The sequence below is a fragment of the Limnohabitans sp. Rim47 genome, from assembly GCF_001517545.1.
Lineage (GTDB): Bacteria > Pseudomonadota > Gammaproteobacteria > Burkholderiales > Burkholderiaceae_C > Limnohabitans_A.
This window is the reverse complement of sequence record NZ_FBYA01000002.1, coordinates 1-25659: the sequence shown is the minus strand read 5'-3', so window position 1 is coordinate 25659 and position 25659 is coordinate 1. Positions and strand designations below refer to the sequence as shown.

Annotated in this window: 22 protein-coding genes and 1 other RNA gene; 9 read left to right on the top strand and 14 right to left on the bottom strand. The window is 57.9% G+C overall.

Annotated features, from left to right (window positions below):
- Positions 1 to 12: 12 nt before the first annotated feature.
- On the bottom strand, positions 13 to 552 hold the full coding sequence (locus tag BN3544_RS05060; protein WP_019431238.1) for a TRAP transporter small permease subunit: 540 nt from the start codon (positions 550 to 552) through the stop codon (positions 13 to 15).
- A 199-nt stretch (positions 553 to 751) separates the two neighbouring features.
- Positions 752 to 1873 carry a substrate-binding domain-containing protein gene (locus BN3544_RS05055; RefSeq protein ID WP_026036869.1) on the bottom strand — a complete coding sequence of 374 codons (1122 nt, stop codon included), beginning with the start codon at positions 1871 to 1873 and terminating at the stop codon, positions 752 to 754.
- Positions 1874 to 2002: 129 nt separating this feature from the next.
- Between BN3544_RS05055 and BN3544_RS05050 the strand changes: the two genes are divergently transcribed.
- Genes BN3544_RS05050 through BN3544_RS05040 form a run of 3 tightly spaced genes read left to right on the top strand, consistent with a single transcriptional unit; the run spans position 2003 to position 4283 of the window.
- A complete protein-coding gene (locus tag BN3544_RS05050) occupies positions 2003 to 2746 on the top strand; it encodes an ABC transporter permease (RefSeq protein WP_019431240.1) in 744 nt (247 codons plus the stop codon).
- Positions 2743 to 3471 (top strand): ABC transporter ATP-binding protein, encoded by a 729-nt coding sequence (locus tag BN3544_RS05045; protein WP_019431241.1) that lies wholly within the window; start codon positions 2743 to 2745, stop codon positions 3469 to 3471. The genes BN3544_RS05050 and BN3544_RS05045 overlap by 4 nt, the downstream gene beginning before the upstream one ends.
- 14 nt (positions 3472 to 3485) lie before the next feature.
- Positions 3486 to 4283 carry an ABC transporter substrate-binding protein gene (locus BN3544_RS05040; RefSeq protein ID WP_019431242.1) on the top strand — a complete coding sequence of 266 codons (798 nt, stop codon included), beginning with the start codon at positions 3486 to 3488 and terminating at the stop codon, positions 4281 to 4283.
- Between the two features lie 76 nt (positions 4284 to 4359).
- On the opposite strand, the gene crcB is transcribed toward BN3544_RS05040, so the two are convergent.
- Together crcB and BN3544_RS05030 are read right to left on the bottom strand one after the other, a co-directional pair.
- Complete coding sequence (gene crcB, locus BN3544_RS05035) at positions 4360 to 4749, bottom strand: fluoride efflux transporter CrcB (RefSeq protein ID WP_019431243.1); 390 nt, start codon at positions 4747 to 4749, stop codon at positions 4360 to 4362.
- Positions 4750 to 4770: 21 nt separating this feature from the next.
- Positions 4771 to 5775, bottom strand: coding sequence for a recombination-associated protein RdgC (locus BN3544_RS05030; protein WP_026036871.1), 1005 nt, complete (start codon positions 5773 to 5775; stop codon positions 4771 to 4773).
- A gap of 119 nt (positions 5776 to 5894) precedes the next feature.
- On the opposite strand from BN3544_RS05030, the gene BN3544_RS05025 reads away from it, so the two are divergent.
- Entirely contained in the window at positions 5895 to 9572 is a 3678-nt protein-coding gene (locus tag BN3544_RS05025; RefSeq protein WP_036075623.1) for a hydantoinase B/oxoprolinase family protein, read from the top strand.
- A gap of 3 nt (positions 9573 to 9575) precedes the next feature.
- On the opposite strand, the gene BN3544_RS05020 is transcribed toward BN3544_RS05025, so the two are convergent.
- From BN3544_RS05020 to gyrA, 10 genes are all read right to left on the bottom strand, one after another.
- Positions 9576 to 9875 carry a ComEA family DNA-binding protein gene (locus tag BN3544_RS05020; protein ID WP_019431246.1) on the bottom strand — a complete coding sequence of 100 codons (300 nt, stop codon included), beginning with the start codon at positions 9873 to 9875 and terminating at the stop codon, positions 9576 to 9578.
- Between the two features lie 120 nt (positions 9876 to 9995).
- Positions 9996 to 11153: a lipopolysaccharide assembly protein LapB gene (lapB, locus tag BN3544_RS05015; RefSeq protein ID WP_019431247.1), complete on the bottom strand. Its 1158-nt coding sequence runs from the start codon at positions 11151 to 11153 to the stop codon at positions 9996 to 9998.
- Positions 11143 to 11430: a LapA family protein gene (locus BN3544_RS05010; protein ID WP_019431248.1), complete on the bottom strand. Its 288-nt coding sequence runs from the start codon at positions 11428 to 11430 to the stop codon at positions 11143 to 11145. Before BN3544_RS05010 ends, lapB begins: the two co-directional genes overlap by 11 nt.
- A gap of 103 nt (positions 11431 to 11533) precedes the next feature.
- Entirely contained in the window at positions 11534 to 11854 is a 321-nt protein-coding gene (locus tag BN3544_RS05005) for an integration host factor subunit beta (protein ID WP_026036872.1), read from the bottom strand.
- 111 nt (positions 11855 to 11965) lie between these two features.
- Complete coding sequence (gene rpsA / locus BN3544_RS05000) at positions 11966 to 13645, bottom strand: 30S ribosomal protein S1 (protein WP_019431250.1); 1680 nt, start codon at positions 13643 to 13645, stop codon at positions 11966 to 11968.
- A 216-nt stretch (positions 13646 to 13861) separates the two neighbouring features.
- The gene (locus BN3544_RS04995; RefSeq protein ID WP_019431251.1) at positions 13862 to 15880 is read right to left on the bottom strand and encodes a bifunctional 3-phosphoshikimate 1-carboxyvinyltransferase/cytidylate kinase; all 2019 of its coding nucleotides are present in this window, start codon (positions 15878 to 15880) and stop codon (positions 13862 to 13864) included.
- 3 nt (positions 15881 to 15883) lie between these two features.
- The gene (locus tag BN3544_RS04990) at positions 15884 to 16804 is read right to left on the bottom strand and encodes a prephenate dehydrogenase (RefSeq protein ID WP_019431252.1); all 921 of its coding nucleotides are present in this window, start codon (positions 16802 to 16804) and stop codon (positions 15884 to 15886) included.
- Positions 16801 to 17901 carry a prephenate dehydratase gene (pheA, locus tag BN3544_RS04985; RefSeq protein ID WP_026036873.1) on the bottom strand — a complete coding sequence of 367 codons (1101 nt, stop codon included), beginning with the start codon at positions 17899 to 17901 and terminating at the stop codon, positions 16801 to 16803. The genes BN3544_RS04990 and pheA overlap by 4 nt, the downstream gene beginning before the upstream one ends.
- A 28-nt stretch (positions 17902 to 17929) precedes the next feature.
- Complete coding sequence (gene serC / locus BN3544_RS04980; RefSeq protein ID WP_019431254.1) at positions 17930 to 19021, bottom strand: 3-phosphoserine/phosphohydroxythreonine transaminase; 1092 nt, start codon at positions 19019 to 19021, stop codon at positions 17930 to 17932.
- Positions 19022 to 19023: 2 nt separating this feature from the next.
- Entirely contained in the window at positions 19024 to 21675 is a 2652-nt protein-coding gene (gene gyrA, locus BN3544_RS04975; RefSeq protein ID WP_019431255.1) for a DNA gyrase subunit A, read from the bottom strand.
- A 233-nt stretch (positions 21676 to 21908) separates the two neighbouring features.
- On the opposite strand from gyrA, the gene ompA reads away from it, so the two are divergent.
- From ompA to BN3544_RS04950, 5 genes are all read left to right on the top strand, one after another.
- Positions 21909 to 22559: an outer membrane protein OmpA gene (gene ompA / locus BN3544_RS04970; RefSeq protein ID WP_026036874.1), complete on the top strand. Its 651-nt coding sequence runs from the start codon at positions 21909 to 21911 to the stop codon at positions 22557 to 22559.
- 90 nt (positions 22560 to 22649) lie between these two features.
- Entirely contained in the window at positions 22650 to 23360 is a 711-nt protein-coding gene (gene ubiG / locus BN3544_RS04965) for a bifunctional 2-polyprenyl-6-hydroxyphenol methylase/3-demethylubiquinol 3-O-methyltransferase UbiG (protein WP_019431258.1), read from the top strand.
- Positions 23361 to 23366: 6 nt separating this feature from the next.
- A complete protein-coding gene (locus BN3544_RS04960; RefSeq protein ID WP_019431259.1) occupies positions 23367 to 24032 on the top strand; it encodes an HAD-IA family hydrolase in 666 nt (221 codons plus the stop codon).
- 12 nt (positions 24033 to 24044) lie between these two features.
- Positions 24045 to 24433: a transfer-messenger RNA gene (gene ssrA / locus BN3544_RS04955) on the top strand.
- 428 nt (positions 24434 to 24861) lie between these two features.
- Complete coding sequence (locus BN3544_RS04950) at positions 24862 to 25533, top strand: hypothetical protein (protein WP_019431260.1); 672 nt, start codon at positions 24862 to 24864, stop codon at positions 25531 to 25533.
- The last annotated feature ends 126 nt before the right edge of the window (positions 25534 to 25659 follow it).

The window sequence follows — 25659 nt, the reverse complement described above, 5'->3', positions numbered from 1 at the left end:
AGTGCCTGAATGTCATTGCAGGGGCTTTTCGTAGTGTGTGTCCATGGCGTATTGGCCAGTCAGGTAACCCACACGTTTGATCAGCTCAGCCAGACCTTGCAGCCAGACCATGGCAAAGCCCAATGGCAGCGCCAGAGTGGCCGGCCAGCGAATCAGGCCACCAGCGTTCTGGCTCATTTCGCCTGAGACCAAGGTGTTCATGAAGTAAGGGAAAGACAGCCATGCCAGATAGCCCATGATGGGCATCAGGAACACGATGATTCCGAAAATGTCGACGTAAACGGGTGCGTTGCCTTTGAGCTTGCCGTAGATCAGGTCCACGCGGACATGCTCGTTGACTTTGAGCACATAAGGCGCGCCAACCATAACCACCCAAGCAAACATGTACCACTGGATTTCGAGCAGGCCGTTGGAGCTCCAGTCGAAACCATAACGGATGAAGGCATTTCCAGCACAAATCATGGCCGCCAGAAACACAGCCCACGAGGCGATCTTGCCGAAACCTTCGCTCATCCAGTCCATGAAGCGTGCAAATTTGAGTAAGGCAGTCAAGGCATCTCTCCAATCAAAAAATAACAAAGGCCTTATCGGCTTATTGCGCAAGGTCGGCCCATTGCAAATGCCCTCAATGGTAACAACGAGTCAGCCTTTCTTTCCTCTTTTTTAAGGCGTTATGGGCCTGATATTTGACTTGTCGCTGTTCTGAGTTCTCTCAAACGGGGACTTAAAAATACTTTGTACGTGGTATTACTTATGGCTTTGGTTTGTGCGAACGGTGCGTCCACCACGGCAGGCGTTGCTTCAAGGATTGGATTTGTCCGGAAGTGTTGACGGCGGTGTAGCCAGTCATGGCATTCAGCTGGTCGGTCCAATCTGTGGACTGAAGCAAGCGGCAAAGCTGCTGAACAGGGGGGGAGTCAACGGCACTTTTGAGGCAAACAAGCCAATAGTCTTCCTGTTCAAGAGGGACAAAATCCAGGCCTTGTGCCTGAGCGGCCGAACCGATGCCCAAACCCACATCAGCCTGTCCTGCCGCAATGCAGGCGGCGATGGCCGCGTGCGAGGGCTCTTCATGTGCGTAGCCATGTATGTTTTGGTGGTTCAGTTCGGCGGCGGTGAGCCATTGATCGAGCAGCAGGCGTGTGCCAGTTCCGGGGCTTCGGTTGACAAAACGCACGCCCGGTCTGAGCAAATGGTCCAGCTGGCGCAGCGCCAGGGGGTTGCCGGGCTGCACCATTAAGCCTTGTTGTCTGCTGGAAAACCCAATCAATTTATGCAAACCTGTTTTGAGCAGCGGTTTGTAGGTGCGTGCCACCAGCGAATCTGTGGCGGGTTGAGAGGGCGCATGAAAGCCAGCCATGATGCATCGGCCTTCATTCAAGGCGCGAATGGCGTCGACGCTGCCGCAAAAACGCAAGTCAAGGTGCAAAGACTGTTTAGCTGCGTGCTCTCGCAGTTGAACTAACGCGTCGTCATGGCTGGCAAAAATGGGCAACACGTGGTGCTCAGGGTCAAAAGCCACCCAAAATGTTTTTTCTAACTCGGCATGCAGCGCACTGATTTGGGGGGCGAGTCGGGCCTGTGCTTGGCGCTCGGCCCACAGCAATTTGTCGGCAAATTCGCTCAGTCGGGCGGCGTGGCCTTTTTCCCAGAGGATCAGAGGCTGTTCAAGCGCTTGCTCCCAGCGCTTGAGTTCTCCCCAGACATGTCGGTAGGACAGTTGCAAGGACTTGGCTGCTCCGGCAATCGAGCCTGCTGCTCGTACAGCTTGCAGCATGTCCATCAAAGGGTTGCGCAGGGGGCTGGTTTGATCGCGCTGCGCCGCTTCGTCTTGATGCGGCGTCCAGCTGTAAGAAAGATTGATGTGTTGCACAAGCAAGAGTTTGCCCTAATCGTGCTGGCATCCTTCCTCATACATTGGCTGTGTCGTATGCAATTGATTTCATAGTTGACATCCCCTACTCGGACTGAGGTGTTCGTCCGGTAGCATCATCCCCCACTCATGAACACCTTCTCTGATAGCGTCATCGCGGCGTTGCAACTCATCACCTCTGCCGATCCAGCCCTCTGGGTGGTCGTCGCAAGGTCATTGGCTGTCAGTGCCACGGCCTGCCTGCTGGCCTATGTCGTGGGCGTCGCAATGGGCGCCTGGTTGGCGGTGGCGCGTTTTAGCGGCCGGGGCGCGGTGCTGTTGGGCTTGAACACCTTGCTCGCTTTGCCATCGGTGGTGGTGGGTCTGGTGGTTTATCTGCTGCTCTCGCGCACCGGGCCTTTGGGGTTTTTGGGCTGGATGTTCAGTTTTAAGGCCATGGTGTTGGCCCAGTTCATCTTGGTGGTGCCAGTGGTCACTGCATTGACGCGGCAGGTGGTCGAGGATGTAGAGCTCCAGCACGGCGAGCAATGGGCTTCGCTTGGCGCAAGTGCTTGGGTGCGCAGTTTGCTGCTGGCCTGGGATGAACGCCTGGCCTTGCTGACCATTGGCGTCACTGCCTTTGGCCGTGCCATCTCGGAGGTGGGTGCAGTGATGATTGTGGGTGGCAATATCGATGGCTTCACACGGGTCATGACCACCGCCATTGCACTTGAGACCAGCAAGGGCGATTTGCCGCTGGCGCTGGGGCTGGGCATGGTTTTGTTGGTGGTGGTGCTGCTGCTCAATGCTTTGGTGGCCCTGATTCGGCGCTGGGGCGAGCGGCGTCATGCGAGGCCATTGCCCGTCATCGCTTTGGATGGGGTTCATCCATGACGGCCGTGCAGATCGCACTGGACGCCGTTGGCGTTCAATTGGGGACACAGCAGGCTTTGAGGGACGTGAGTTTGCGCATCAAGGCCGGCGAACGCGTGGCGCTGGTAGGGGCCAACGGTTCGGGCAAAAGCACCCTGCTGCGCACTTTGCACGGACTGCTGCCGCATTCGAAAGGCCAAGTGCTGCATGCGCCGGGTCTGCAACAGGCCATGCTGTTCCAAAGACCCCACTTGCTGCGCTTGTCGGCCTTGAACAATGTGGCACTGGGCTTGTGGCTGGACCGTCCACGGGGGCTCAGCTGGAAAGCGGCGCAAGCAATAGCGGTGCAAGCTCTGCAGCGCGTGGGTTTGCAATCTGTGGCCGGGCAAAACGGCCGCCAATTGTCTGGCGGCCAGCAGCAGCGACTGGCATTGGCCCGCGCCTGGGCGCGCCAGCCCGATGTCTTGCTACTGGACGAACCCACAGCCAGTCTGGATCCGCACGCCAAACGCGAAGTCGAGACCTTGATGGCCGAATTTGCAGCGGGCCCCACTTCAGCGCAGCCCGTGACCCTGATCTGGGCCAGCCACAACCTGGGTCAGGTCAAGCGCCTGTCTACACGCGTCATTTATCTGGAGGGCGGTCGCATCATGGCCGATCTGCCCGTGGCCGATTTTTTTAATTCCGCCGTGCTGGCTTTGTGCAGCCCGGCAGCACATGCTTTTGTTCAAGGAGAACTTTCATGACCTTTAAAATCTCAATGACCCGCCGAGCGCTTGTTTGCGTTGTTTTGGCCACCACGTCGGCGTGGGCGCAAGCTCAGTCCATCGTGATGTCATCCACCACCTCGACAGAGCAATCGGGCTTGTTTGCGCACTTGTTGCCCGCCTTCAAAAAAGCCAGCGGGCTCGATGTGAAAGTGGTGGCCCTGGGCACGGGCCAAGCGCTGGATATGGCGCGGCGCGGTGACGCCGATGTGGTGTTTGTGCACGACCAAGTGGCCGAAGAAAAGTTTGTGGCCGATGGCTTTGGCCTCAAGCGCTTGCCTGTGATGTACAACGACTTTGTGCTGATTGGCCCCAAGGCCGACCCGGCGGGCACCAAAGGCCAAGACATCGTGGCGGCCTTGGCCAAGCTGTCGGGTGGCAATGCAGCTTTTGTTTCTCGCGGTGACAAGAGCGGCACGCATGCCGCCGAACTGCGCTTTTGGAAGATGGCCAATTTGACCGACAAAAAAGGCAGTGGCTATAAGGAATGTGGCTGCGGCATGGGTCCGGCGCTGAACATCGCGGCATCTTCGGGCGCCTATGTGATGGCCGACCGCGCCACCTGGTTGAACTTCAAGAACCGGGCCGATCTGGCCATTTTGGTCGAAGGTGACAAGCGCTTGTTCAACCAATACGGCGTGATGGTGGTCAATCCGGCCAAGCACGCGCACGTCAAGCAGGCCGATGCACAGAAGTTTGTCGATTGGATCACCACGTCGGCTGGCCAAGCGGTGATCGCCGATTACAAAATCGGCGGAGAGCAGTTGTTTTTTCCGAACGCAGGCAAGTAATCTGGCTCTCGCCGCGCTGCGCCGCGCAGCGGGTGCGGTAAACCGTGGCTCGGGTGAAGCCCTGGGGGCTGGCCCATCACTGTGACCACAGTGTGTTGACGGTCTTCAAGCCCAATAAGGTGAGTGCCAACGAACCAAAAAGATGCAGTGAAGCGGTGCCAACCGCCAACGCGAAACGGCCCTGTTGCAGCAAGGCCACCACTTCGGCCGAAAAGCTGGAAAAGGTGGTCAGTGCCCCCAGAAATCCGGTGATCAAAGCCAAGCGCCAGACCGGGTCCAATTCAGGTAATTGCTGAAACACGCCCATACCAACGCCCACCAGATAGCCTCCGATCAGGTTGGCCGCCAAGGTGCCCCAGGGCAATAAGCCGCTGGCGGCGGGCGTTGGGTTGAGCCACAAACCCAATTGCCAGCGCGACAAGGCACCCACACAGGCACCGATGCAAATCGCAATCACAGTGAACATGTGTCGGTTCCTTGTGTGGTGTTAAAAAGGCGGGTCTCCGTCGTCGGCACCACCTGCCAAGACGGTTGAAATCACTGTTTTGGGTACGGGATTTTCCGTGGGGGCATCGGCACCCGCAGCACCCAGTTCCATCTCGCCACCCAAGGCTTCGATCAGGCTGTCGATCAGGGGGGCCAGCAAGCCAGTGGACAAGGCCACATCGGCATCAAAACGGTCTTCATTCTTGTCGGTGCCCGATTCGTCCATCACACCATCGAGGTATTGCACTTTTTTAAGTTGAAGGGTTTCGGTCAGCACAAAGGCCACGCGGCCATCCCAGCTCAGCGCCAACTGGGTGGGCAGTTTGCCTTCCAGCACATGTTTGCGCACATCGTCGTTGGCCAGATGGTGGCGCGTGAATCGCACACTGGCGGCATCTTCGCCGGTGGACTTGAGCACGGTTTCGCGTTCTACCGTCAGGTCGGCAGGCCATTCGTCCGGCGTGGGGGCCAAAAGCCACTGCGTCATGGCCGCTTGCGGCGATGTGACGGTCTGGATCAAGGACACTGACAGACCGCCCATCACATTCATCAGCGCCGACATCACTTCGTCGGCCTTGCCTTGGCTGCCTGCATTGAGCACCAGACGGCGCTTGTCCAAGTCCATCCACACCAGCACGCTGGATTGGCGGGCAAAAGCCTGGGGCAGCAGTGACAGCAGCACCTCGTCCATCAGGTCGCGCTTTTCTTTTTTACCGGGCTTGCGGCCAGTGGCCGCTTCGATCTCGGCAATGCGTTCATCGGCCTTGCGGCGCACCACGTTGCCGGGCACCGCCTTGGACTCGATCATCAGCTTCATGATCCATTGCCCGGCCACGGATTCGACCAGCGGACCATGGGCCTCGCCCCGTGGAGGAATCCAGCCAATCGACTTTTCCTGGCTGGCGCCACATTCGACAAATTGCATCGGCTCCAAAGCCGCTTGCACATCGGCCAATGTGGGCGCAAACCCCTCGCCAATGCGGTAAACCATCACATTCTTGAACACAGCATTCCTTCTAGACTTCCAGGCGATAGGTGCATGGAAATATCCGACGATCATAGATGATGATCTGCTTGCATTTACAGTGCGAAAGATCCCTGTCTGTTGTATTGAAAGATCTGTTCATGCGTACATCTGCACCGCGTTGGCAATTTTGGATCGACCGTGGCGGCACCTTCACCGACGTGGTGGGCAAGCGCCCCGATGGCACCTTGGTCACGCACAAGCTGCTTTCAGAAAACCCTGAGCAATACCGCGATGCGGCGGTGGCGGGCATACGCCATTTGCTCGAATTGAAGCCTGGTGAACCCGTCACACCTGAGCAGGTCGAATGCGTGAAGATGGGCACCACCGTGGCCACCAACGCCTTGCTGGAGCGCAAGGGTGAAGCCACGCTGCTGGTGACCACACAGGGCTTTGGCGATGCGCTGCGCATCGCCTACCAAAATCGCCCGCGTTTGTTTGACCGTCAGATCGTGCTGCCCGAGTTGCTCTACAGCGCCGTGGTCGAGGCGCAAGAGCGCGTGGCCGTGGATGGCGAGGTGTTGCAGCCACTGGATGAGGTGCATTTGCGCAGCCAATTGGTGCATTGGCACGCGCTGGGACTGCGGTCGGTGGCGGTGGTGTTCATGCACGGCTGGCAGCACACGGCGCATGAGCGGGCTGCGGCACGTTTGGCGCGTGAAGTGGGCTTCACACAGGTCAGTACCTCGCACCAGACCAGCCCGATGATGAAGCTGGTCAGCCGGGGTGACACCACCGTGGTTGATGCCTATTTGTCGCCCATCTTGCGCCGCTATGTAGACCAAGTGGCCAGCGAAATGCCGGGTGTGAAACTGATGTTCATGCAGTCTTCAGGCGGCTTGACAGACGCGCAGGTGTTTGCGGGCAAGGACGCGATTTTGAGCGGCCCTGCGGGCGGCATTGTGGGCATGGCGCGCACGGCCCAGCTGGCGGGGCACGACCAGGTGATCGGGTTTGACATGGGCGGCACATCGACCGATGTGTCGCACTTTGCCGGGCAGTTCGAACGCGATTTTGAAACCCAGGTCGCTGGCGTGCGCATGCGCGCCCCGATGATGAGCATCCACACCGTGGCGGCGGGTGGAGGGTCATTGCTCACTTTTGACGGTGCGCGTTTTCGGGTCGGGCCACAAAGCGCTGGGGCCAACCCTGGTCCGGCCAGTTACCGCCGTGGCGGGCCTTTGGCCGTGACCGATGCGAACGTGATGGTGGGCAAGGTGCAGCCGAAATTCTTCCCCTCGGTGTTCGGACCGGCTGCGAACCAAGCGCTGGACGCCGAGGTGGTGCGTGGGCACTTTGAAAAACTGGCCGTGCAAACCGGCCGCGCAGCCGAAGACGTGGCGCATGGCTTCATTCAGATCGCTGTGCAGCAGATGGCCAATGCGATCAAGAAAATTTCGGTGGCGCGTGGCTATGACGTGACGCGCTACACCTTGCAGTGCTTTGGCGGCGCGGGCGGGCAGCATGCCTGTTTGGTGGCCGATGCTTTGGGCATGTCGCAGGTGCTGGTGCATCCTCTGGCTGGCGTTTTGTCGGCCTATGGCATGGGCTTGGCCGATCAGAGCGTGATGCGCGAAGCATCGATGGAGCGCCCACTGGAGGCTGCGACCATGCCTTTGTTGGCCGAGCGCTTGCAGGCTTTGGGGGACGATACGCGCCAAGCCTTGCTGGCGCAAATGGGCGGGGACGCGGCCCATGTCGACCGCATCGAGCTGCGCCAACGCGTGCATTTGCGCTACGAAGGCACCGACTCGGCGCTGGTCGTGCCGTGGGGGGACCAGGCCCAGGGGGATCAGGACCAGTTGGTGGCGGGCTTTGAAGCGGCCTACCGCCAGCGCTTTTCTTTCCTGATGCAGGGCAAGACCCTGGTGGTCGAGGCGGTGTCGGTCGAGGCCGTGCTGCCGGGTGATGCGCCCGAAGAGGCCGTCAATACCTTGCACCCCGAGCGTGAGGTGCCGCGCCGAGACACGGTGCGTGTGTACGCCGCCAATGCTGCGGGCCAAGCCCAGTGGCAGGACGCTGCACTGGTGGTGCGTGAAGACATGCGCCCGGGCGATGTGATCGATGGGCCGGCCATCATCGCTGAGAAAAATGCCACCACGGTGGTGGAGCCCGGCTGGCAGGCGCGTTTGACGGCGCTCGACCATTTGCTGCTGGTGCGCGTGCAGGCGCGGGCCGTGCAGCACGCCGCAGGCACGCAGGCCGACCCGGTGCTGCTGGAGGTGTTCAACAACCTGTTCATGAACATCGCCGAGCAAATGGGTTTGCAGCTGCAAAACACCGCTTACTCGGTCAACATCAAGGAGCGCTTGGATTTTTCATGTGCGCTGTTCAGTGCCCAAGGGCATTTGATTGCCAACGCCCCGCACATGCCGGTGCACCTGGGCTCCATGGGCGAGAGCATCCAGACGGTGATCCAGGAGAACCAAGGCCGCATTCAGCCAGGGGATTTGTTCGTGTTGAATGACCCCTATCACGGTGGCACGCATTTGCCCGACATCACCGTCATCACGCCAGTGTTTCTGTCAGACCCCACACACCCTGTGTTTTATGTCGGCTCGCGTGGTCACCACGCCGATGTAGGCGGTTTGACGCCGGGCTCGATGCCGCCGTTTTCCACGCGCATCGAGGAAGAGGGCGTGCAGATCCACAACTTCAAACTGGTCGATGCAGGCCATTTGCGCGAAGCCGAGATGGTGGCCTTGCTGCAAAGTGGGCCCTACCCCTCGCGCAACCCGTCGCAAAACATGGCCGACTTGAAGGCGCAAATCGCGGCCAACGAAAAAGGCGTGCAGGAGCTGCGCCGCATGGTGGACCAGTTTGGTCTGGACGTGGTGCAGGCCTATATGCGCCATGTGCAAGACAACGCCGAAGAGTCGGTGCGCCGCGTCATCACGCGCCTGAAAGACGGTGCGTTCACATTGCCGCTGGACAACGGCGCTCAGATTCAGGTGGCGGTGCGTGTGAACGCGCAGCAGCGCACGGCCGAGATCGATTTCACGGGCACCAGCGCCCAGCTGCCGAACAACTTCAACGCGCCCCGTGCGGTGTGCATGGCGGCGGTGCTCTACGTGTTCCGCAGCCTGGTGGACGATGACATTCCGCTGAACGCGGGGTGCCTGAAACCGCTCAAGGTCATCATTCCGCAAGGCTCCATGCTCAACCCCAATCCACCGGCTTCGGTGGTGGCGGGCAATGTAGAAACCTCGACCTGCATCACCAATGCGCTGTTTGGCGCATTGGGTGTGATGGCAGGCAGCCAGCCGACCATGAACAACTTCACCTTTGGCAATGCGCGGGTGCAGTATTACGAAACGATTTCGGGTGGCAGTGGCGCGGGTGGGCGCTACGACGCACAAGGCCAGCTGGTGGGTGGTTTTGACGGCACCTCGGTGGTGCAAACCCACATGACCAATTCACGCCTGACCGACCCAGAGGTGTTGGAGTTCCGTTTTCCCGTGCGGCTGGAAAGCTACACCATCCGCCATGGCTCTGGTGGAGCAGGGCGCTGGCGTGGCGGTGATGGGGGTGTGCGCCGTGTGCGCTTTTTAGAGCCGATGACGGTGGGCATTTTGTCCAACGGGCGTGTGCACCCGGCTTTTGGCATGGCCGGTGGGCTCAGTGGTTTGCCGGGCATCAACCGGCTGGTGCGCAGCGATGGCCAAGTGCAGACCTTGGCACACATTGGCCAAGTCGAGATGCAGGCGGGCGATGTCTTCGAAATCCACACCCCAGGTGGCGGTGGTTTTGGCGAGGCTGAACCTCGCGCGTCTGAGTGAGCTTCAGGGTTTTTGGGGTGGATACGCTGGGGCTTGACCATAGCCTTGGCCCTTCACCCGGACGCCTTGATCTGACAGGTTGGCGGCCTTTTTGGGGCCGATGCCTTTGACGCGTTTTAACACGTCAGGCCAATCCCGAAAAAGGGCTTTTTCCCGTTCGCGCATGACTTCACGGGTCATCGCTGGGCCAAGACCTTTTAAACCATCGAGTTCAATTTCTGTTGCTTTGTTCAGATCCACCTGCGCCCAAGTGATTCCGGCCAGCGTGACGCTCACGATGGCGGCGGCAATCTTTTTGATCATCTCTGCCTCTCCCTGTGTGGGCTGCAGTGCTCTGCAGCTGAGGGCATTGTGGGTCGAACCCTCAAATCGGAGAGCTGGGGCCTTTGCATGACTTGAAACAAGGTGTTTCAAGTTGGTGGTTCACAACTCTTCAATGCGTCTCGGGGGATAGCTGTCCCAAGCCTGGCAGCCCGGGCAGTGCCAGAAGTGCTCTTTGGCTTCAAACCCGCAGGCCGCGCAACGGTACCTGGCTAAGGGCCTGATGGCTTGCTCCAGCGCTTTTTGTACCGGGGCCGGCAAAGGGTTCTGCCCCTTGTTTTCTTCGGTCAACCACCGAGTGGCAGCCATCAAGGAGGCATGGTTGCTCAAATGGTCCAGATACCGTTGGTGCGATAAAGCCCCCCCTTCTGGGGACGTTGACTCTAGGGCCGAGATGGCATCGAGCACATCAATGCAGGCTTGTTTGGCGTAATACTTTTTCAGCAATTGCGCGGCCTCTGCGGTCAAGGCTGCGGCCTGGGCAGCCTTGACCAAGCTGGCAGCAGCCAGTGGGGCGGCTGTATCTGAACGTTCAAACAAAACCGACAGGGTCTCATAGGCTTGTGCGGCTTGGCCCTGGGACAGTTGCAATTGCCCCAGCAAAATGCGGGGTCTGGCCGCATCGGGGGTGGCCTGAATGGCCGCCGTCAACAGGTTCAGCGCATTGGGGAGATCACCTTGCTGAACGGCTTCGCGAGCTTGCTCGCATTGGTAGTGCGCCATGCGCATGTCGAAATTGGCTTCGCCTGAGGTTTCAAGCAGACGCGCCACGCGTGCGGCTTCAGGCCATTCTCGCGAGCGTTCGTAGATCGCCAGCCGTGCCAGCCGTGCCTGGCCTTCGTAGGAAGTACCTTCCAGTTTGCGCAACGCTTCTTCTGCGCGGTCAAGCAAGCCGGCTTTCAAGAAATCGAGGGCTAGGCCATGCTGTGCACGCTGCCGATCGGCACTGCTCAGATCGGCCCGCGACATCAGGTGTTCGTGCACGCGAACAGCGCGGTCGTATTCACCTCGGCGGCGAAACAAATTGCCCAGTGCAAAGTGCAACTCCGACGTGTCGGGGTCGTTTTGAACGGCTTCAATGAAAGCATCAATCGCTTTGTCTTGCTGTTCGTTGAGCAGGTAGTTCAGGCCTTTGAAGTAGGCGCGTGGCGCTTGCCGGTTGGCGATGCGCATCTGGCGTAAGTCGAGACGCGAGGCTAACCAGCCCAACGCAAACGCAGCGGGCAGGCCCAGCAAAATCCAAGTCAGGTCAAGTTCCATGAGGCCTCTCGGGCGCAGGTGGGGTGGCGCTTGTGGCGTTCAATTGTTGGCGAGCAGTCTGGCGATGACGCCACCACCTGGGCACCATGCCCAACACGCCGACCATCACGCCCAGGCTGAAGGCCGAAAGCACCACCAGCACCGTGGGTGCTTGCCAAAACGTGCCAAAAAAGAAATTGACACGCGTTTCTTGCTGGTTGTTCAGCGCAAAGGCGAACAGTGTGAAAAAGACCGATGCTTTCAGTAGCCACTGAAGCAGCCAGAGCAGACGTTTCATGGTGTGACCTCGGAAGCTGAAACCATTCTAATGGTCACAACCAGGCTCCTTGCAGGTACGGCAACACACAGCGGATGTACTGGAGACAACAAGTGGACGTGGGTCACAGAACTTTGGGGGCGGTCACTTTGGCGCTGGCTACGGTGCCGGCATCCACGGCTTCGCGCAGGGCTTTGCCGGGTTTGAAATGAGGAACCCGTTTTTCCGGAATCTGAACGCTTTCGCCAGACCGGGGGTTGCGGCCAACGCGGGGTGGGCGGCGGTTGATGGAGAAGCTGCCAAAGCCGCGAATCTCGATGCGGTGACCTTTGACCAGCGCATCGCTCATGGCGTCCAGCACCGTTTTGACGGCCAATTCGGCGTCACGGTGGGTCAGTTGCGCAAAGCGGGCGGCGAGTTCTTCAACCAGATCGGAGCGGGTCATGTTGTCACTTCGTTGTTCATGCTTGTCGGTGCCATGCACCGGCCTGAAAAAAGCCTGCCCCCATGACAGGGGCAGGCTTTTCAGACAGCAAGCGTCTTCAGATCAAAGAGATCAGTTGTTGTCCAACTTGGCACGCAACAAAGCGCCCAGGCTGGTGGTGCCGGCGTTTTCACGCGAAGACTGCTGAGACAAGGAAGCCATGGCTTCTTGTTGGTCCACAGCGTCCTTGGCTTTGATGGACAACTGGATGTTGCGGGTCTTGCGATCCACGTTCACCACCACAGCGGTCACTTCGTCGCCGACTTTCAGCACGTGGCTGGCGTCTTCCACGCGGTCACGCGAGATTTCGCTGACGCGCAGGTAGCCGACGATGTCTTCGCCCAGGTCGATTTCAGCGCCCTTGGCATCCACAGTCTTGACCTTGCCGGTGACGGTTTGGCCTTTGTCGTTGATCGACACGAAGGTGGTGAAAGGATCAGAGTCGAGCTGTTTGATGCCCAAGCTGATGCGTTCGCGGTCCACGTCCACAGCCAAGACCAAAGCCTCGACTTCTTGGCCCTTCTTGAATTCGCGCACGGCGTTTTCGCCGGTTTCGTTCCAAGACAGGTCAGACAAGTGCACCAAGCCGTCGATGCCGGCAGCCAAGCCCACGAACACGCCGAAGTCGGTGATCGACTTGATCGGGCCTTTGACGCGGTCACCGCGCTTGGTGTTTTGAGCGAACTCTTGCCATGGGTTGGCACGGCACTGCTTCATGCCCAAGCTGATGCGGCGCTTGTCTTCGTCGATCTCGAGGACCATGACTTCGACTTCGTCGCCCAATGCCACGATCTTGGAAGGGGCCACGTTCTTGTTGGTCCAGTCCATTTCAGACACGTGCACCAAGCCTTCGATGCCTGGCTCGAGTTCCACAAACGCGCCGTAATCGGCGATGTTGGTGATCTTGCCGAACATGCGAGTGCCCTGTGGGTAGCGGCGGTTCACGCCCATCCAAGGATCGTCGCCCATTTGCTTGAGACCCAAGGACACGCGGTTTTTCTCGGTGTCGAACTTGAGGATCTTGGCAGTGATTTCCTGACCGGCAGTGACCACTTCGGAGGGGTGACGGACACGGCGCCATGCCATGTCGGTGATGTGCAGCAAACCGTCGATGCCGCCCAAGTCCACGAATGCACCGTATTCGGTGATGTTCTTGACCACACCGTGAACGATGGAGCCTTCGCGCAATGTTTCCATCAGCTTGGCGCGCTCTTCGCCCATGGAGGCTTCCACCACAGCACGGCGTGACAACACCACGTTGTTGCGCTTGCGGTCGAGTTTGATGACCTTGAATTCCAGGGTCTTGTTCTCATAGGGAGACAGGTCTTTGGTAGGACGTGTGTCGACCAAAGAGCCGGGCAAGAAAGCACGGATGCCGTTGACCAACACGGTCAGGCCCCCTTTGACTTTGCCGCTGGTCACGCCAGTGACGAACTCGCCGGATTCCAGGGCTTTTTCGAGGGACATCCACGAAGCCAGACGCTTGGCGGTGTCGCGGGACAAGATGGTGTCGCCGTAGCCGTTTTCGATAGAGCCGATGGCCACGGAGACAAAGTCGCCGACCTGGACTTCAACTTCACCCTGGTCGTTCTTGAACTCTTCGAGGGGCACGTAGGACTCGGACTTGAGACCGGCGTTGACCACAACGAAGTTGTGCTCGATGCGCACGACTTCAGCGGTGATGACTTCACCTGGGCGCATTTCCGTGCGCGTCAGGGATTCTTCGAATAGGGCGGCAAATGATTCAGACATGAATTTTCCTCATCCACAAACAGGACTGACGAGCGCGAAATGCGTCGTTTCCAGGAGCTGACTGTGGCGGTTGGTTGTGCAGCGTGAGCTGCGGTTGGTTTGTAAAAAAACCACCTGGCCAGTGTGCAAGCTGCACGAGGAGAGCCGGGTGGAACTTCAGGTCAGCCCGCACAGGGCGGGCTGGGTGGCCGTTTTCGGTTCATCAACCTCGGTCGATTAACCAAAAACCTGCCGACTTTGCCACCAGACCATCACCTGTTCCACCGAGGCTTCGATGGAGAGCTGCGAGTTGTCCAGTTGCAAGGCATCTTGTGCGGGCTTGAGTGGCGCAACGCTGCGGGACATGTCCCGGGCATCACGCGCTTCCAAGTCAGCGCGAAGAGCGTCGATATTAGCCGAAAAACCCTTCAAAATCAATTGCTTATGCCGTCTTTCGGCCCTTTGGGCCGCGCTGGCGGTCAAAAACACCTTCAAAGGGGCGTTCGGGAAGATCACGGTGCCCATGTCGCGGCCATCGGCCAGCAGGCCGGGCAGGCGCTGAAAGCTGTGCTGCAGTTGCACCAAAGCCTCGCGCACCGCGGGCAAAACAGACACTTTGGAGGCATTCATGCCACCTTGTTCGCTGCGAATCGCATCCGTCACATCCATGCCATTGAGCAAGACTTGTTCGCCTTCAAAGTGCACAGGCAGATGGCGGGCCAGGTTGGCGATGTGGCTTTCATCAGAGGCTTCGAGTGTGAGCCCGGCCTGCAGCGCGGCATGCGCCGTGACCCGGTAGAGTGCGCCCGAGTCGAGGTAGTGGTAGCCCAGCTTCGCAGCCACGCGGCTGGCCAGCGTGCCTTTGCCGGAGGCGGTGGGGCCATCGATGCAGATCACCGGGATGTGCCTGGCGTTGGCTGTGGCCACCGAGAACAGGGCCTCGAAATAATCAGGAAAGGTCTTGGCCACGCATTTGGGGTCTTCGATGCGCACGGGCACCTGCGCCGCATTGAAGGCCGCCAACGAAAAACACATGGCCACGCGGTGGTCATCATAGGTGTGGATGCTGGCCCCTTGCCACTGGCCCTTTGTCAACGCATGGGTGAATTGACCGTTTGGCAATGGATGAACGCGCAGCCAGTCTGGGCCTTCTTCCACTGTGGCACCCAATTTGCGGCATTCGGCGGCCATGGCCACGATGCGGTCGGTTTCCTTCACGCGCCAGCTGGCGATGTTGCGCAGCAGGGTCGGGCCGTCGGCATAAAGCGCCATCACGGCCAGCGTCATGGCAGCGTCGGGGATGTGGTTGCAGTCGAGCTCAATGGCTTTGAGCGGCCAGGCCCCGCGTCGGATTTCCAGCCAATTGGGCCCACTGGTGACCCGTGCGCCCATGCGTTCGGCCGCCTCGACAAAGCGGATGTCTCCTTGAATAGAGTCAGCGCCCACGCCGTTGACTCGAATGCCGTCGCCTTGGGCGATGGCCCCGAGTGCGATGAAATAGCTGGCCGATGAGGCATCGGCTTCGACGTGAATCGTGCCGGGCGACTGGTAGCGGCTGCCTGCTGGAATGACAAAGCGTTCCCAGCCCTGACGCTTCACATCAATACCGTAGCGCGCCAGCAGGTTGAGCGTGATCTCGATGTAGGGCTTGCTGATGAGTTCACCGACCACTTCAATCGTGATGGCGCGGTCGGCGGCGGCCAGCGGCAGCGCCATCAACAAGGCGGTCAAGAACTGGCTGGACACATCCCCGCGCACGGGGATGGGTTTGTCGAGCTGGAGCGCGGGCTGGCCGATGCACAGCGGCGGAAAACCTGGGTTACCCAGGTAGTCGATGGCGCAACCGAGTTCGCGCAACGCATCCACCAGGTCGCCGATCGGACGCTCGTGCATGCGTGGCACGCCCTTGAGCGTGAAGTCACCGCCTTGAACCGCTAGCGCTGCCGTGAGCGGACGCATGGCCGTGCCCGCGTTGCCCATGAAAAATTCGATGGCCTCGGTCGGCCATGCGCGACCGCCCAAACCCGTGATGGTCACGGTGGTGCCAGCCACTTCCACGCCGCAGCCCAGTTGGCGCAGGGCGGCCAGCATCACTTGGGTGTCGTCAGAGTCGAGCAAGTCGTGCACAACGGTCGTGCCTTGGCACAGGGCCGACAGCAGCAGCACGCGGTTGGATATGCTTTTGGAGCCGGGCAGGGTGACGCTGCCGGAGGCCTCTTGGAGCGGAGGAATGTCAAGAAAGGCGGTGGAGAACATGCTTTAGTCTTCGGAGTCTTGGTTGCAAGCGTTGCCCGCTTGCAGTGTCCAGGCCGAGCGCACATCGCTGGCTTGTTGAATCAGGTGTTGCAAAGCGGGGGTGTCGCCCAGCCTCAAGGTGTTTTCGAACTGTTCGAGTGCAGCACGAAAGTAGGACACCTGCATGAGCACTTCTGTTTTGTTGGCGCTCAGGATGTCGCGCCACACGGCAGCATCACTGGCTGCGATCCGCGAAAAATCTCTGAAGCCCGGGCCGGCCATTTCTAGAAATGTTGCGCCTTGGGACTGTGCCGTGAGCGCATTGACGGCCGCAAACGCCAACAAGTGCGGCAAGTGGCTGACAGCCGCAAACGTGGCGTCGTGGGCTTCGGGGGTCATGGTGCTGACATGGCTGCCGATGGCCGCCCACACCGTGTGCGCAGCTTGCATTTTTTGAATGCTGGTTTGCGGCAAAGGCGTGAGAATGGTTCGGCGCTTTTGATAAAGCGTGCTGTCAGCATGTTCAATGCCTGCCACTTCTTTGCCTGCAATCGGATGGGCAGGCACAAAACAACTCAAGCGTTCGCCCAGCGAGGCCTGGGCCGCTGCGATCACATCACATTTGGTTGAACCCACGTCCATCAGCAAGGCGCTGGGCTGCAATGCATCGCGCATGGCGGCAAAACTGACTTGCATTGCGCCCACCGGGACCGCCAATAAAACCAAATCGGCCCCTTGTACAGCGTCTGCCACGTTGGTGCAGGCGTGGTCGATCACCTTAAGTTCAACGGCACGTTGTCGGGTTTTTTCAGAAGCGCTGAAACCGACGATGGTCTTGACTAGGCCAGCCTTGCGCAGGGCGAGTGCAAACGAGCCGCCCATCAGGCCGCAGCCGATCAGGGCCAAACGCTCAAAACGTGGCGTGGTCGGACGCTCGGGCGTCATTCAGAAACGGGGTAAGAACCCAGCACCTTGTAGAACGCGCACAACCCTTGCAATTCTTGCAATGCTGCGGCCACATGAGGTTCGCTGATGTGGCCTTGCAGGTCGATGTAGAAGTAATACTCCCACTGTCCGGATTTGGCAGGGCGCGACTCAAAGCGGGTCATGGACACGCCATTGTTTTTGAGTGGCACCAGTAAATCGTGCACTGCACCCGGGCGGTTGGGCACAGACAACACCAAGCTGGTGCAGTCTTTGCCCGAGGCTGGTGGCGTGGCCAGGGTTTGCGGCAAAGCAATCACAGCAAAGCGAGTGCGGTTAAACGCTTCGTCTTGGATGGCGTGGTGCACGATGTGCAGACCAAACTGGCTGGCGGCACGTTCGCTGGCCAAGGCGGCCCAGGCGGGGTTGGTCGCTGCCAAGCGGGCACCTTCGGCGTTGCTGGATACTGCGCGGCGTTCCACATGCGGCAGGTGCTTGGACAGCCAGCCTTGACACTGGGCCAGGGCTTGGGGGTGAGCCATGACCACTTCAATGCCCGCATCCGAGTTGAGCTGACGCAACAAGTTAAAGCGCACTTGAAGGCTGACTTCGCCCACCACATGCACGGGCGAGCGCAAGAACAAATCGAGTGAGCGAGCCACCACGCCTTCGGTGGAGTTCTCCATACCGACCACCCCGTATTGGGCGGTGCCTGCGGCAGTGGCGTGGAACACTTCGTCAAAGTTGGCGCAGTAAATCAGATTGGCGGCACTGCCAAAAAACTCGATGGCGGCCTGTTCGCAGAATGTGCCTTGTGGCCCCAGCACGGCGACGCGCTGCGGTGCTTCAAGTGCCAAGCAGGCCGACATGATCTCGCGCCAGATCGAGGCCACATGTTCGTTTTTCAGCGGGCCAGGGTTGGCTTGTGTGATTTTGTCAATGACTTGCGCCACGCGGTCGGGGCGAAAGAAGGGCGAACCTTCGGCTCGTTTGATCTCGCCCACTTGCTCGGCCACATGGGCGCGCTGGTTCAGCAGGCTCAGCAGCTGTTTGTCCAGCGAGTCGATCTGCACGCGCAGGGCGCCCAAGGCATCCGACTGAATGGGTTGTTGGCTCATGTCCGAAAAGTCTTTCTGGTCGCCTGCTTCAGGCCTGTGTTTTTTCAAATTCACGCATATAGGCCACCAAGGCCTGCACACCTTCAAGAGGCATAGCGTTGTAGATGCTTGCACGCATGCCGCCTACCGATTTGTGCCCTTTGAGCTGCAACAGATTGGCAGCTTTGGCTCCGGCCAAAAAGGCATCGTTGCGCGATTCGTCACGCAAGAAAAACGGCACGTTCATGCGTGAGCGGCAGTCTTTGGCGACCTTGTTCACGTACAGGCTGGAACTGTCCAAAAAGTTGTACAGCAGCTGCGCCTTGGCGATATTGCGCTCTTCCATGGCGGCGATGCCACCTTGTTTTTTGAGCCATTGGAACACCAAGCCTGCGATGTAAATGCTGTAAGTCGGCGGCGTGTTGTACATCGACTGGTTGTCTGCCACCAGCTTGTAGTCGAAGGCGCTTGGGCAGTGTGGCAGGGCGTGGCCGATCAAGTCTTCTCGCACGATGACCAGGGTCAGGCCTGCAGGGCCGAGGTTCTTTTGTGCACCACCAAAGGCCAGGCCCACACGAGACCAATCGACCGAACGTGACGCAACGTGGGATGAGAAGTCCACCACCAAAGGGGCATCGCAGCCCAAGGTTTTCAGGTCGGGCAGTTCGTGAAATTCAACGCCGTGAATGGTTTCGTTGCCACAAATGTGCACGTACCGACTGTCCGCACCGATTTGCCAGCTTGCCGGAGTGGGCAGTGTGGTGAACCCATCGGTTTGCGCACTGGCTGCGACACGGGCTTGTCCGTATTTGCCTGCTTCCTTGAGGGATTTCTGGCTCCAACTACCGGTCAGCACAAAATCCATGGCCCCGCCATGCGACAAGTTCAACGGGATGATGGCGTTTTCGGCCAAGCCGCCGCCTTGCATGAACAAGATTTTGAAATGCGCGGGCACGGCCAGAAGTTCCCGCAAGTCGGCTTCGGCTTGCTCGTAAATGCTGATGAACTCTTTGCCGCGGTGGCTCATCTCCATCACGCTCATGCCTGAACCGTGCCAGTCGAGCATCTCGGCTGCGGCCTGCTGCAAGACTGCCTCGGGCATGACGGCAGGGCCTGCCGAAAAGTTGAAAGCGCGCCCCATCGTTATTCCGCTGCAGTTGTGCCGTCATCCGGGGTGGCTTCGCCATCACCCGTATCGCCTTCGGATACGTTGGCATCGTTCTCGACGATACGTTGCAAGCCGGACAGCTTTGCGCCTTCGTCCAAGCCGATCAAGGTCACGCCTTGTGTAGCACGGCCAAGTTCACGGATTTCGGAAACGCGGGTGCGCACCAAAACACCCGTGTCGGTGATCAGCATGATCTCGTCATCGGCGTGCACCAAAGTGGCAGCGACCACTTTGCCGTTGCGTTCCGATTGCTGAATGGCGATCATGCCCTTGGTGCCGCGGCCATGGCGTGTGTACTCGGTGATGCTGGTGCGTTTGCCGTAGCCGTTTTCGGTGGCTGTCAGCACACTTTGTGTTTCGTCACCCGCCACCAGCATGGCGATCACGCTTTGGCTTTCCTCGATCATCATGCCGCGCACACCACGGGCGCTGCGACCCAGGGGGCGCACATCGTTTTCGTCAAAGCGCACGGCTTTGCCCCCGTCGCTGAACAGCATCACATCGTGTTTGCCGTCGGTCAGCGCTGCGCCGATCAAGAAGTCGCCTTCGTCCAAATTGACTGCAATGATGCCGCCTTTGCGGGGATTGCTGAATTCATCCAGCGACGTCTTCTTGACCGTGCCCATGGACGTGCCCATGAAAACGTACTGGTTTTCTGGGAAGGTGCGCGCTTCGCCTGTCAAGGCCAGCACCACGTTGATTTTTTCGCCTTCTTGCAAGGGGAACATGTTGACGATAGGGCGACCGCGCGAGCCGCGTGAGCCTGCAGGCACTTCCCACACCTTGAGCCAGTAAAGGCGACCACGGTTGGAGAAACACAGCAAATAGTCGTGGGTATTGGCAATGAAGAGTTGGTCAATCCAGTCATCTTCTTTGGTCACAGCTGCTTGCTTGCCGCGACCGCCACGCTTTTGTGAACGGTATTCGCTCAGCGGCTGGCTCTTGATGTAACCACTGTGCGACAAGGTCACGACCATGTCGGTCGGGGTGATCAGGTCTTCGGTCGAGAGGTCTTGTGCGCTGTGCTCAATTTCACTGCGGCGTGCGCCGATTTTGGTTTGACCAAATTCTTGACGCACGGTGCCCAGCTCGTCACCGATGATGGTCGAGACGCGTTCGGGCTTGGACAAGATGTCCAGCAAGTCTTCGATCTCGGACATGACCTCTTTGTATTCGGCCACGATCTTGTCCTGCTCCAACCCTGTCAGACGCTGCAATCGCATTTGCAAAATTTCTTGCGCTTGCGTGTCCGACAAGCGGTACAGGCCGTCCTGGCCCAGACCGTATTCGCGCTCTAGGCCTTCTGGGCGGTAGTCGTCGGCGTTGATGACCGAGCCATCGCCCTTGGCCCGCGTCAACATGGTGCGCACCATCTGACTGTCCCAAGCGCGGGTCATCAACTCGACCTTGGCCACGGGTGGCGTGGGTGCGCCACGGATGATGGCAATGAAGTCGTCGATGTTGGCCAACGCCACCGCCAAACCTTCCAGCACATGACCGCGGTCGCGCGCTTTGCGCAACTCAAATACAGTGCGGCGTGTGACCACTTCACGGCGGTGCTGCAAGAACACCTGGATCAGGTCTTTCAAATTGCACAGCTTGGGTTGCCCGTCAATCAAGGCCACCATGTTCATGCCGAACGTGTCTTGCAACTGGGTCTGCTTGTACAGGTTGTTCAGCACCACCTCGGGCACAGCACCGCGTTTGAGTTCAATCACCAGACGCATGCCCGATTTGTCAGACTCGTCCTGGATGTGGCTGATGTCCTCAATTTTCTTTTCGTGGACCAACTCGGCCATGCGCTCTTGCAGGGTCTTTTTGTTGACTTGGTAAGGCAGCTCGTCGACCACGATGCACTGGCGTTGACCTTTGTCGATGTCTTCAAAGTGGCACTTGGCCCGCATGATCACGCGACCGCGACCTGTGCGGTAGCCGTCCTTGACGCCTGTCATGCCGTAAATGATGGCGCCTGTCGGGAAATCGGGTGCAGGCACGATTTCCATCAGTTCGTCGATCGACGCTTCCGGGTTTCGCAGCAAATGCAAACAAGCATCCACCACTTCATTCAAGTTGTGCGGCGGGATGTTGGTGGCCATGCCAACAGCGATGCCGCCAGAGCCATTGATCAGCAAGTTAGGCAGGCGCGAAGGCAGCACCAGAGGCTCTTTTTCCGAACCGTCGTAGTTGGGGCCGAAATCGACGGTTTCCTTGTCAATGTCGCCCAACATTTCGTGGGCGATTTTGGCCAAACGGATCTCTGTGTAACGCATCGCAGCCGCGTTATCTCCGTCGACCGAGCCGAAGTTGCCTTGGCCGTCCACCAGCATGTGACGCATTGAAAAGTCTTGGGCCATGCGCACGATAGTGTCGTACACCGACTGGTCGCCATGCGGGTGGTATTTACCGATCACATCACCCACGATACGGGCTGACTTTTTATAGGGGCGGTTCCAGTCGTTGTTCAACTCATGCATGGCGAACAGGGCGCGGCGGTGCACTGGCTTCAAGCCATCGCGGGCATCAGGCAGGGCGCGACCCACGATCACACTCATGGCGTAATCGAGGTAGCTGCGCCGCATTTCCTCTTCTAGACTGATGGGCAGTGTTTCTTTGGCGAACTGGGTCATAAAGATAGAAGGAGTGAAGGACGCAATGTGAAACCGTGATTTTAGGTGCAAGCGCATGTCGCACAAATGCAACGTTTTTCATTCATTCGAGTTGTGCCTGGCGCTAGCGTTAGCCATTTCACGAATCACATTGATGTCTATGGCACAATAAATGTCAACGGCTCAAGTGATGGTCACTTGAAACGTATTTTTTTCGCAGCGTGTCTGCGGCTTTATCCCTTAAGAGGAAGACCATGAAGAAATTCAACAAATTGGCGATGTTGGTTGCCTCCGCAGCTCTGGTAACAGCAGCAGGTGCTCAGACTGTTGACAACTGGCGCAACGGCTCCGGCGACCTCGTCTGGAAAAACGGTACACAAGAACTGTGCTGGCGCGATGCCAACTGGACACCTGCAACTGCAGCTGTTGGTTGCGACGGTGCCATCGTTGCTCCTAAAGCCGCTCCTGCACCAGCACCTGTCGCTGCACCAGCACCTGCTCCGGCTCCAGTAGTCGTAGCCCCACCTGCTCCAGCACCAGCTGCAGCCACCAAAGTGACCTACGCTGCTGATGCATTCTTTGATTTCGACAAAGCTGTGTTGAAAGCTGAAGGCAAAGCCAAGTTGGACGACCTGGTCGGTAAAGTCAAAGGCATCAACCTGGAAGTCATCATTGCCGTGGGTCACACTGACTCCGTTGGCTCTGACGCTTACAACCAAAAATTGTCGGTCAAGCGTTCTGATGCTGTGAAAGCCTATTTGGTGTCCAAAGGCATCGAAAAGAACCGCGTTTACACCGAAGGCAAGGGCGAAAAGCAGCCTGTTGCTGACAACAAAACTGCTGCTGGCCGTTCCAAGAACCGCCGCGTTGAAATTGAAGTGGTTGGTACACGCGCCAACAACTAATCCTTTTACAAGGATTCGAAAGCCCCAGCGATGGGGCTTTTTTTATGGGCAATTCTTTTTCGAAGCGCAGCTTGCGAGACAATCCTCTCCATGAATCAAGCTGCTAGCAACGTCGATCCGGCCGAATTGGCCAAATTCTCCGATCTGGCTCACCGTTGGTGGGATCCTGAGAGCGAGTTTCGTCCCTTACATCAGATCAATCCTCTTCGACTCGAGTGGATTCATGGCCTGGCGGATTTGACAGGCAAGCAAGTGGTCGATGTGGGCTGTGGCGGCGGTATTTTGGCCGATGCCATGGCTCGCAAGGGGGCACAGGTTTTGGGCATAGACTTGGCTACCAAGTCCCTCAAGGTTGCCCAGTTGCATGCACTGGAAGCCGGCACAAAAGGCGTGAAGTACCGCGAACTAAGTGCCGAAACATTGGCCAAAGAGCAGCCTGAGCTGTTTGATGTCGTCACTTGCATGGAAATGCTGGAGCATGTTCCTGACCCTGCATCGGTGGTGAGAGCCTGCGCCCAAATGGTCAAGCCTGGTGGTTGGGTGTTCTTCTCCACACTCAACCGCAACCCCAAATCCTTTTTGTTTGCGATTTTGGGTGCTGAGTACATCCTCAAGTTGTTGCCCAAAGGCACGCACGAATTCGCCCGCATGATCAAACCCAGCGAACTGGTCACTTGGGCCAGAGAGTCTGGGCTCGATGCTCAAGGCTTCAAGGGCATGGAATACAACCCTTTTACCAAGCGTTATTGGCTTAGCCAAGACACCAGTGTGAATTACTTGCTGGCATGTCGCAAAGGATAAGAACGCATGTTTAAGAATGTAGAAGCCGTGCTGTTTGACCTTGACGGCACGCTGATCGACAGCGCCCCTGATTTGGGCGCCGCTGTAGACAAGATGCGAATGGACCGAGGCTTGCCATCCTTTCCGCTTGAGCACTACCGCCACATGGCGGGTGCGGGTGCGCGAGGCATGATTGGCATCGCCTTTGGCGTGACCCCAGAGCATGCCGATTTTGATGCGATGAAAGAAGAGTTTTTCGTTAATTACGAAAACTGCATGACCGAGCGCACGCGCATTTTTGAGGGGGTGGGCGACATGATTGCCACTCTCGTGGCTCAGGGCTTGCATTGGGGCGTTGTAACCAACAAGTCCAGCCGTTTTACCGATCCACTGACTTCGGCCATGCCTCTTTTTTCGACAGCAGGCGCCATCGTCAGCGGCAACACCATGCCGCATGCCAAACCCCATCCAGAACCCTTGTTCGAGGCGGCTCGTCGGTTGTCCGTAGACCCTGCTCGGTGCGTCTATGTGGGAGACGATGAGCGAGATATTGTCGCGGGCCTGGCTGCAGGCATGGGAACGGTGGCCGCCACTTACGGTTACTTGGGTCAACAGACCGATATTTCGCGTTGGAATGCCCATTTGCACATTGATTCTCCAATGGACCTCTTGAAATTCCTGAACAACGCCTAAAATAGACATTGAGGGGCTGCACTGGTTTCGACATGGGTTCGGACGCGTGGCAGGGCATGTCGAGGTTCTGATCCTCGTAAAACAGCAGAAAAAAAACTAACTGCAAACGACGAACGTTTCGCACTCGCCGCTTAATCCGGTGAGCCTTGCAACAGTTGGCCGATAGGCTGGGTTAGGGTGATGGGGGTGTTAAAGCTCCTAAAGTCCTAGCTGCAAGGTAAAACATATGGGCTGGCATCATCTCGGGTACCTTGAGATGGTGTGAGAAAAAAGGGTACTGGCTGGGTGTTCAGCGTGTCGCTGCGCGGTTCATTTGGCGAGACTCAAATCAGACGACTACACATGTAGAACTGTACGAAAAAGACTTATGGACGGGGGTTCAAATCCCCCCAGCTCCACCAATAAAGGAAAAACCAACCCTTCGGGGTTGGCTTTTTTTTGCCTGCTACCGCGTGTTTGCGCGGGTTCCTGAGGGTTCTTGCGGACTACGGAGAGAGTCATTTACGCCAGTAACCGGCGCGTTTTACTCTCCGTTTGCGTATTCTCTCTCCGACCCGCCCCACCCAGCACAGGCCGAAGTCCGGAAGGCACACCCGTCACCCCTATATAAATCAACGGGTTACGCGCGGACGAATCAATCGGTTTTTTTGTGGCATTGGTAGGCCGGAGGGATGCCTGCCCAAGATTACAGCCGTAAATATCGGTTTACTATCCGATAACTTGTCGCTCATCCAAGTGCTCTGACGATTGACTTAAGATTGCATGACGAGACAAGCCTTCGAAGTCTGTTTTCCAAGGTGTGCCGCGAAGATTTTCAAGAAAGTTAACGATGTCGATACCCAAAAATAGCAGCAAAGTTACCAGTCTCAGCGAAATGAAGTCGCTGCTAAACCCCAATGAGGCTATAGGGCTGAGTGACTATGTACTTCGCAAGGCGGAAAATTGTGAGCCTTTGGATGTGGCAGTTTTGAGCAGTGAACACGCTAACTGCGACTCGCTGCCATTGCGGTACTGCATGCATTTTCAAAGAGACACAGTCATTACATTGAAAAGAGTAGAAATATCTCGCAAGCCACAATACAAGCAAGATCGCGTAGCGCTGGACGCTTACTTTGATGATTCGGCAGGTAATGAGCAGTTTGGGCACTTTATTATTGGTGAGAGAAGTGGATTCGATAAACCAGTATTGATTACCGTATGGCGTCATGACGCCAATACTGAAGAGCATCTTTCAGACGTCATGTCTAGCCTGCGAAAGCGTGGTGTACTTTCACCTGCTGCCTTGATCGAATTGCACCCAGAATATCTAAGTGGATCGCTCCGGACACATGATGACTTGGTTTTACTCTTGGCCACAAGAATGAGCATGGAGCAAGTCAAACGAATGAGAGAAGACGTTGCCGCAACCGTTAAGTCAACCAATGAGACCATAGCTAAGCGTGACGCTGAATTAGCCCGTGCTACGCAGGTAACAGAAGTGTTGCCGCCGACCGAAAACTGACCATCTAAACCTAGGAGTGCCGACTCAAAATTGACCAGGGTGTTCAACTGGCCTGCTGAAATATTCAGCAGGAGAGCAAGAAGGTGATCACCATGGAAATGATAGGCAAGGTCAGGCGCATGAAGT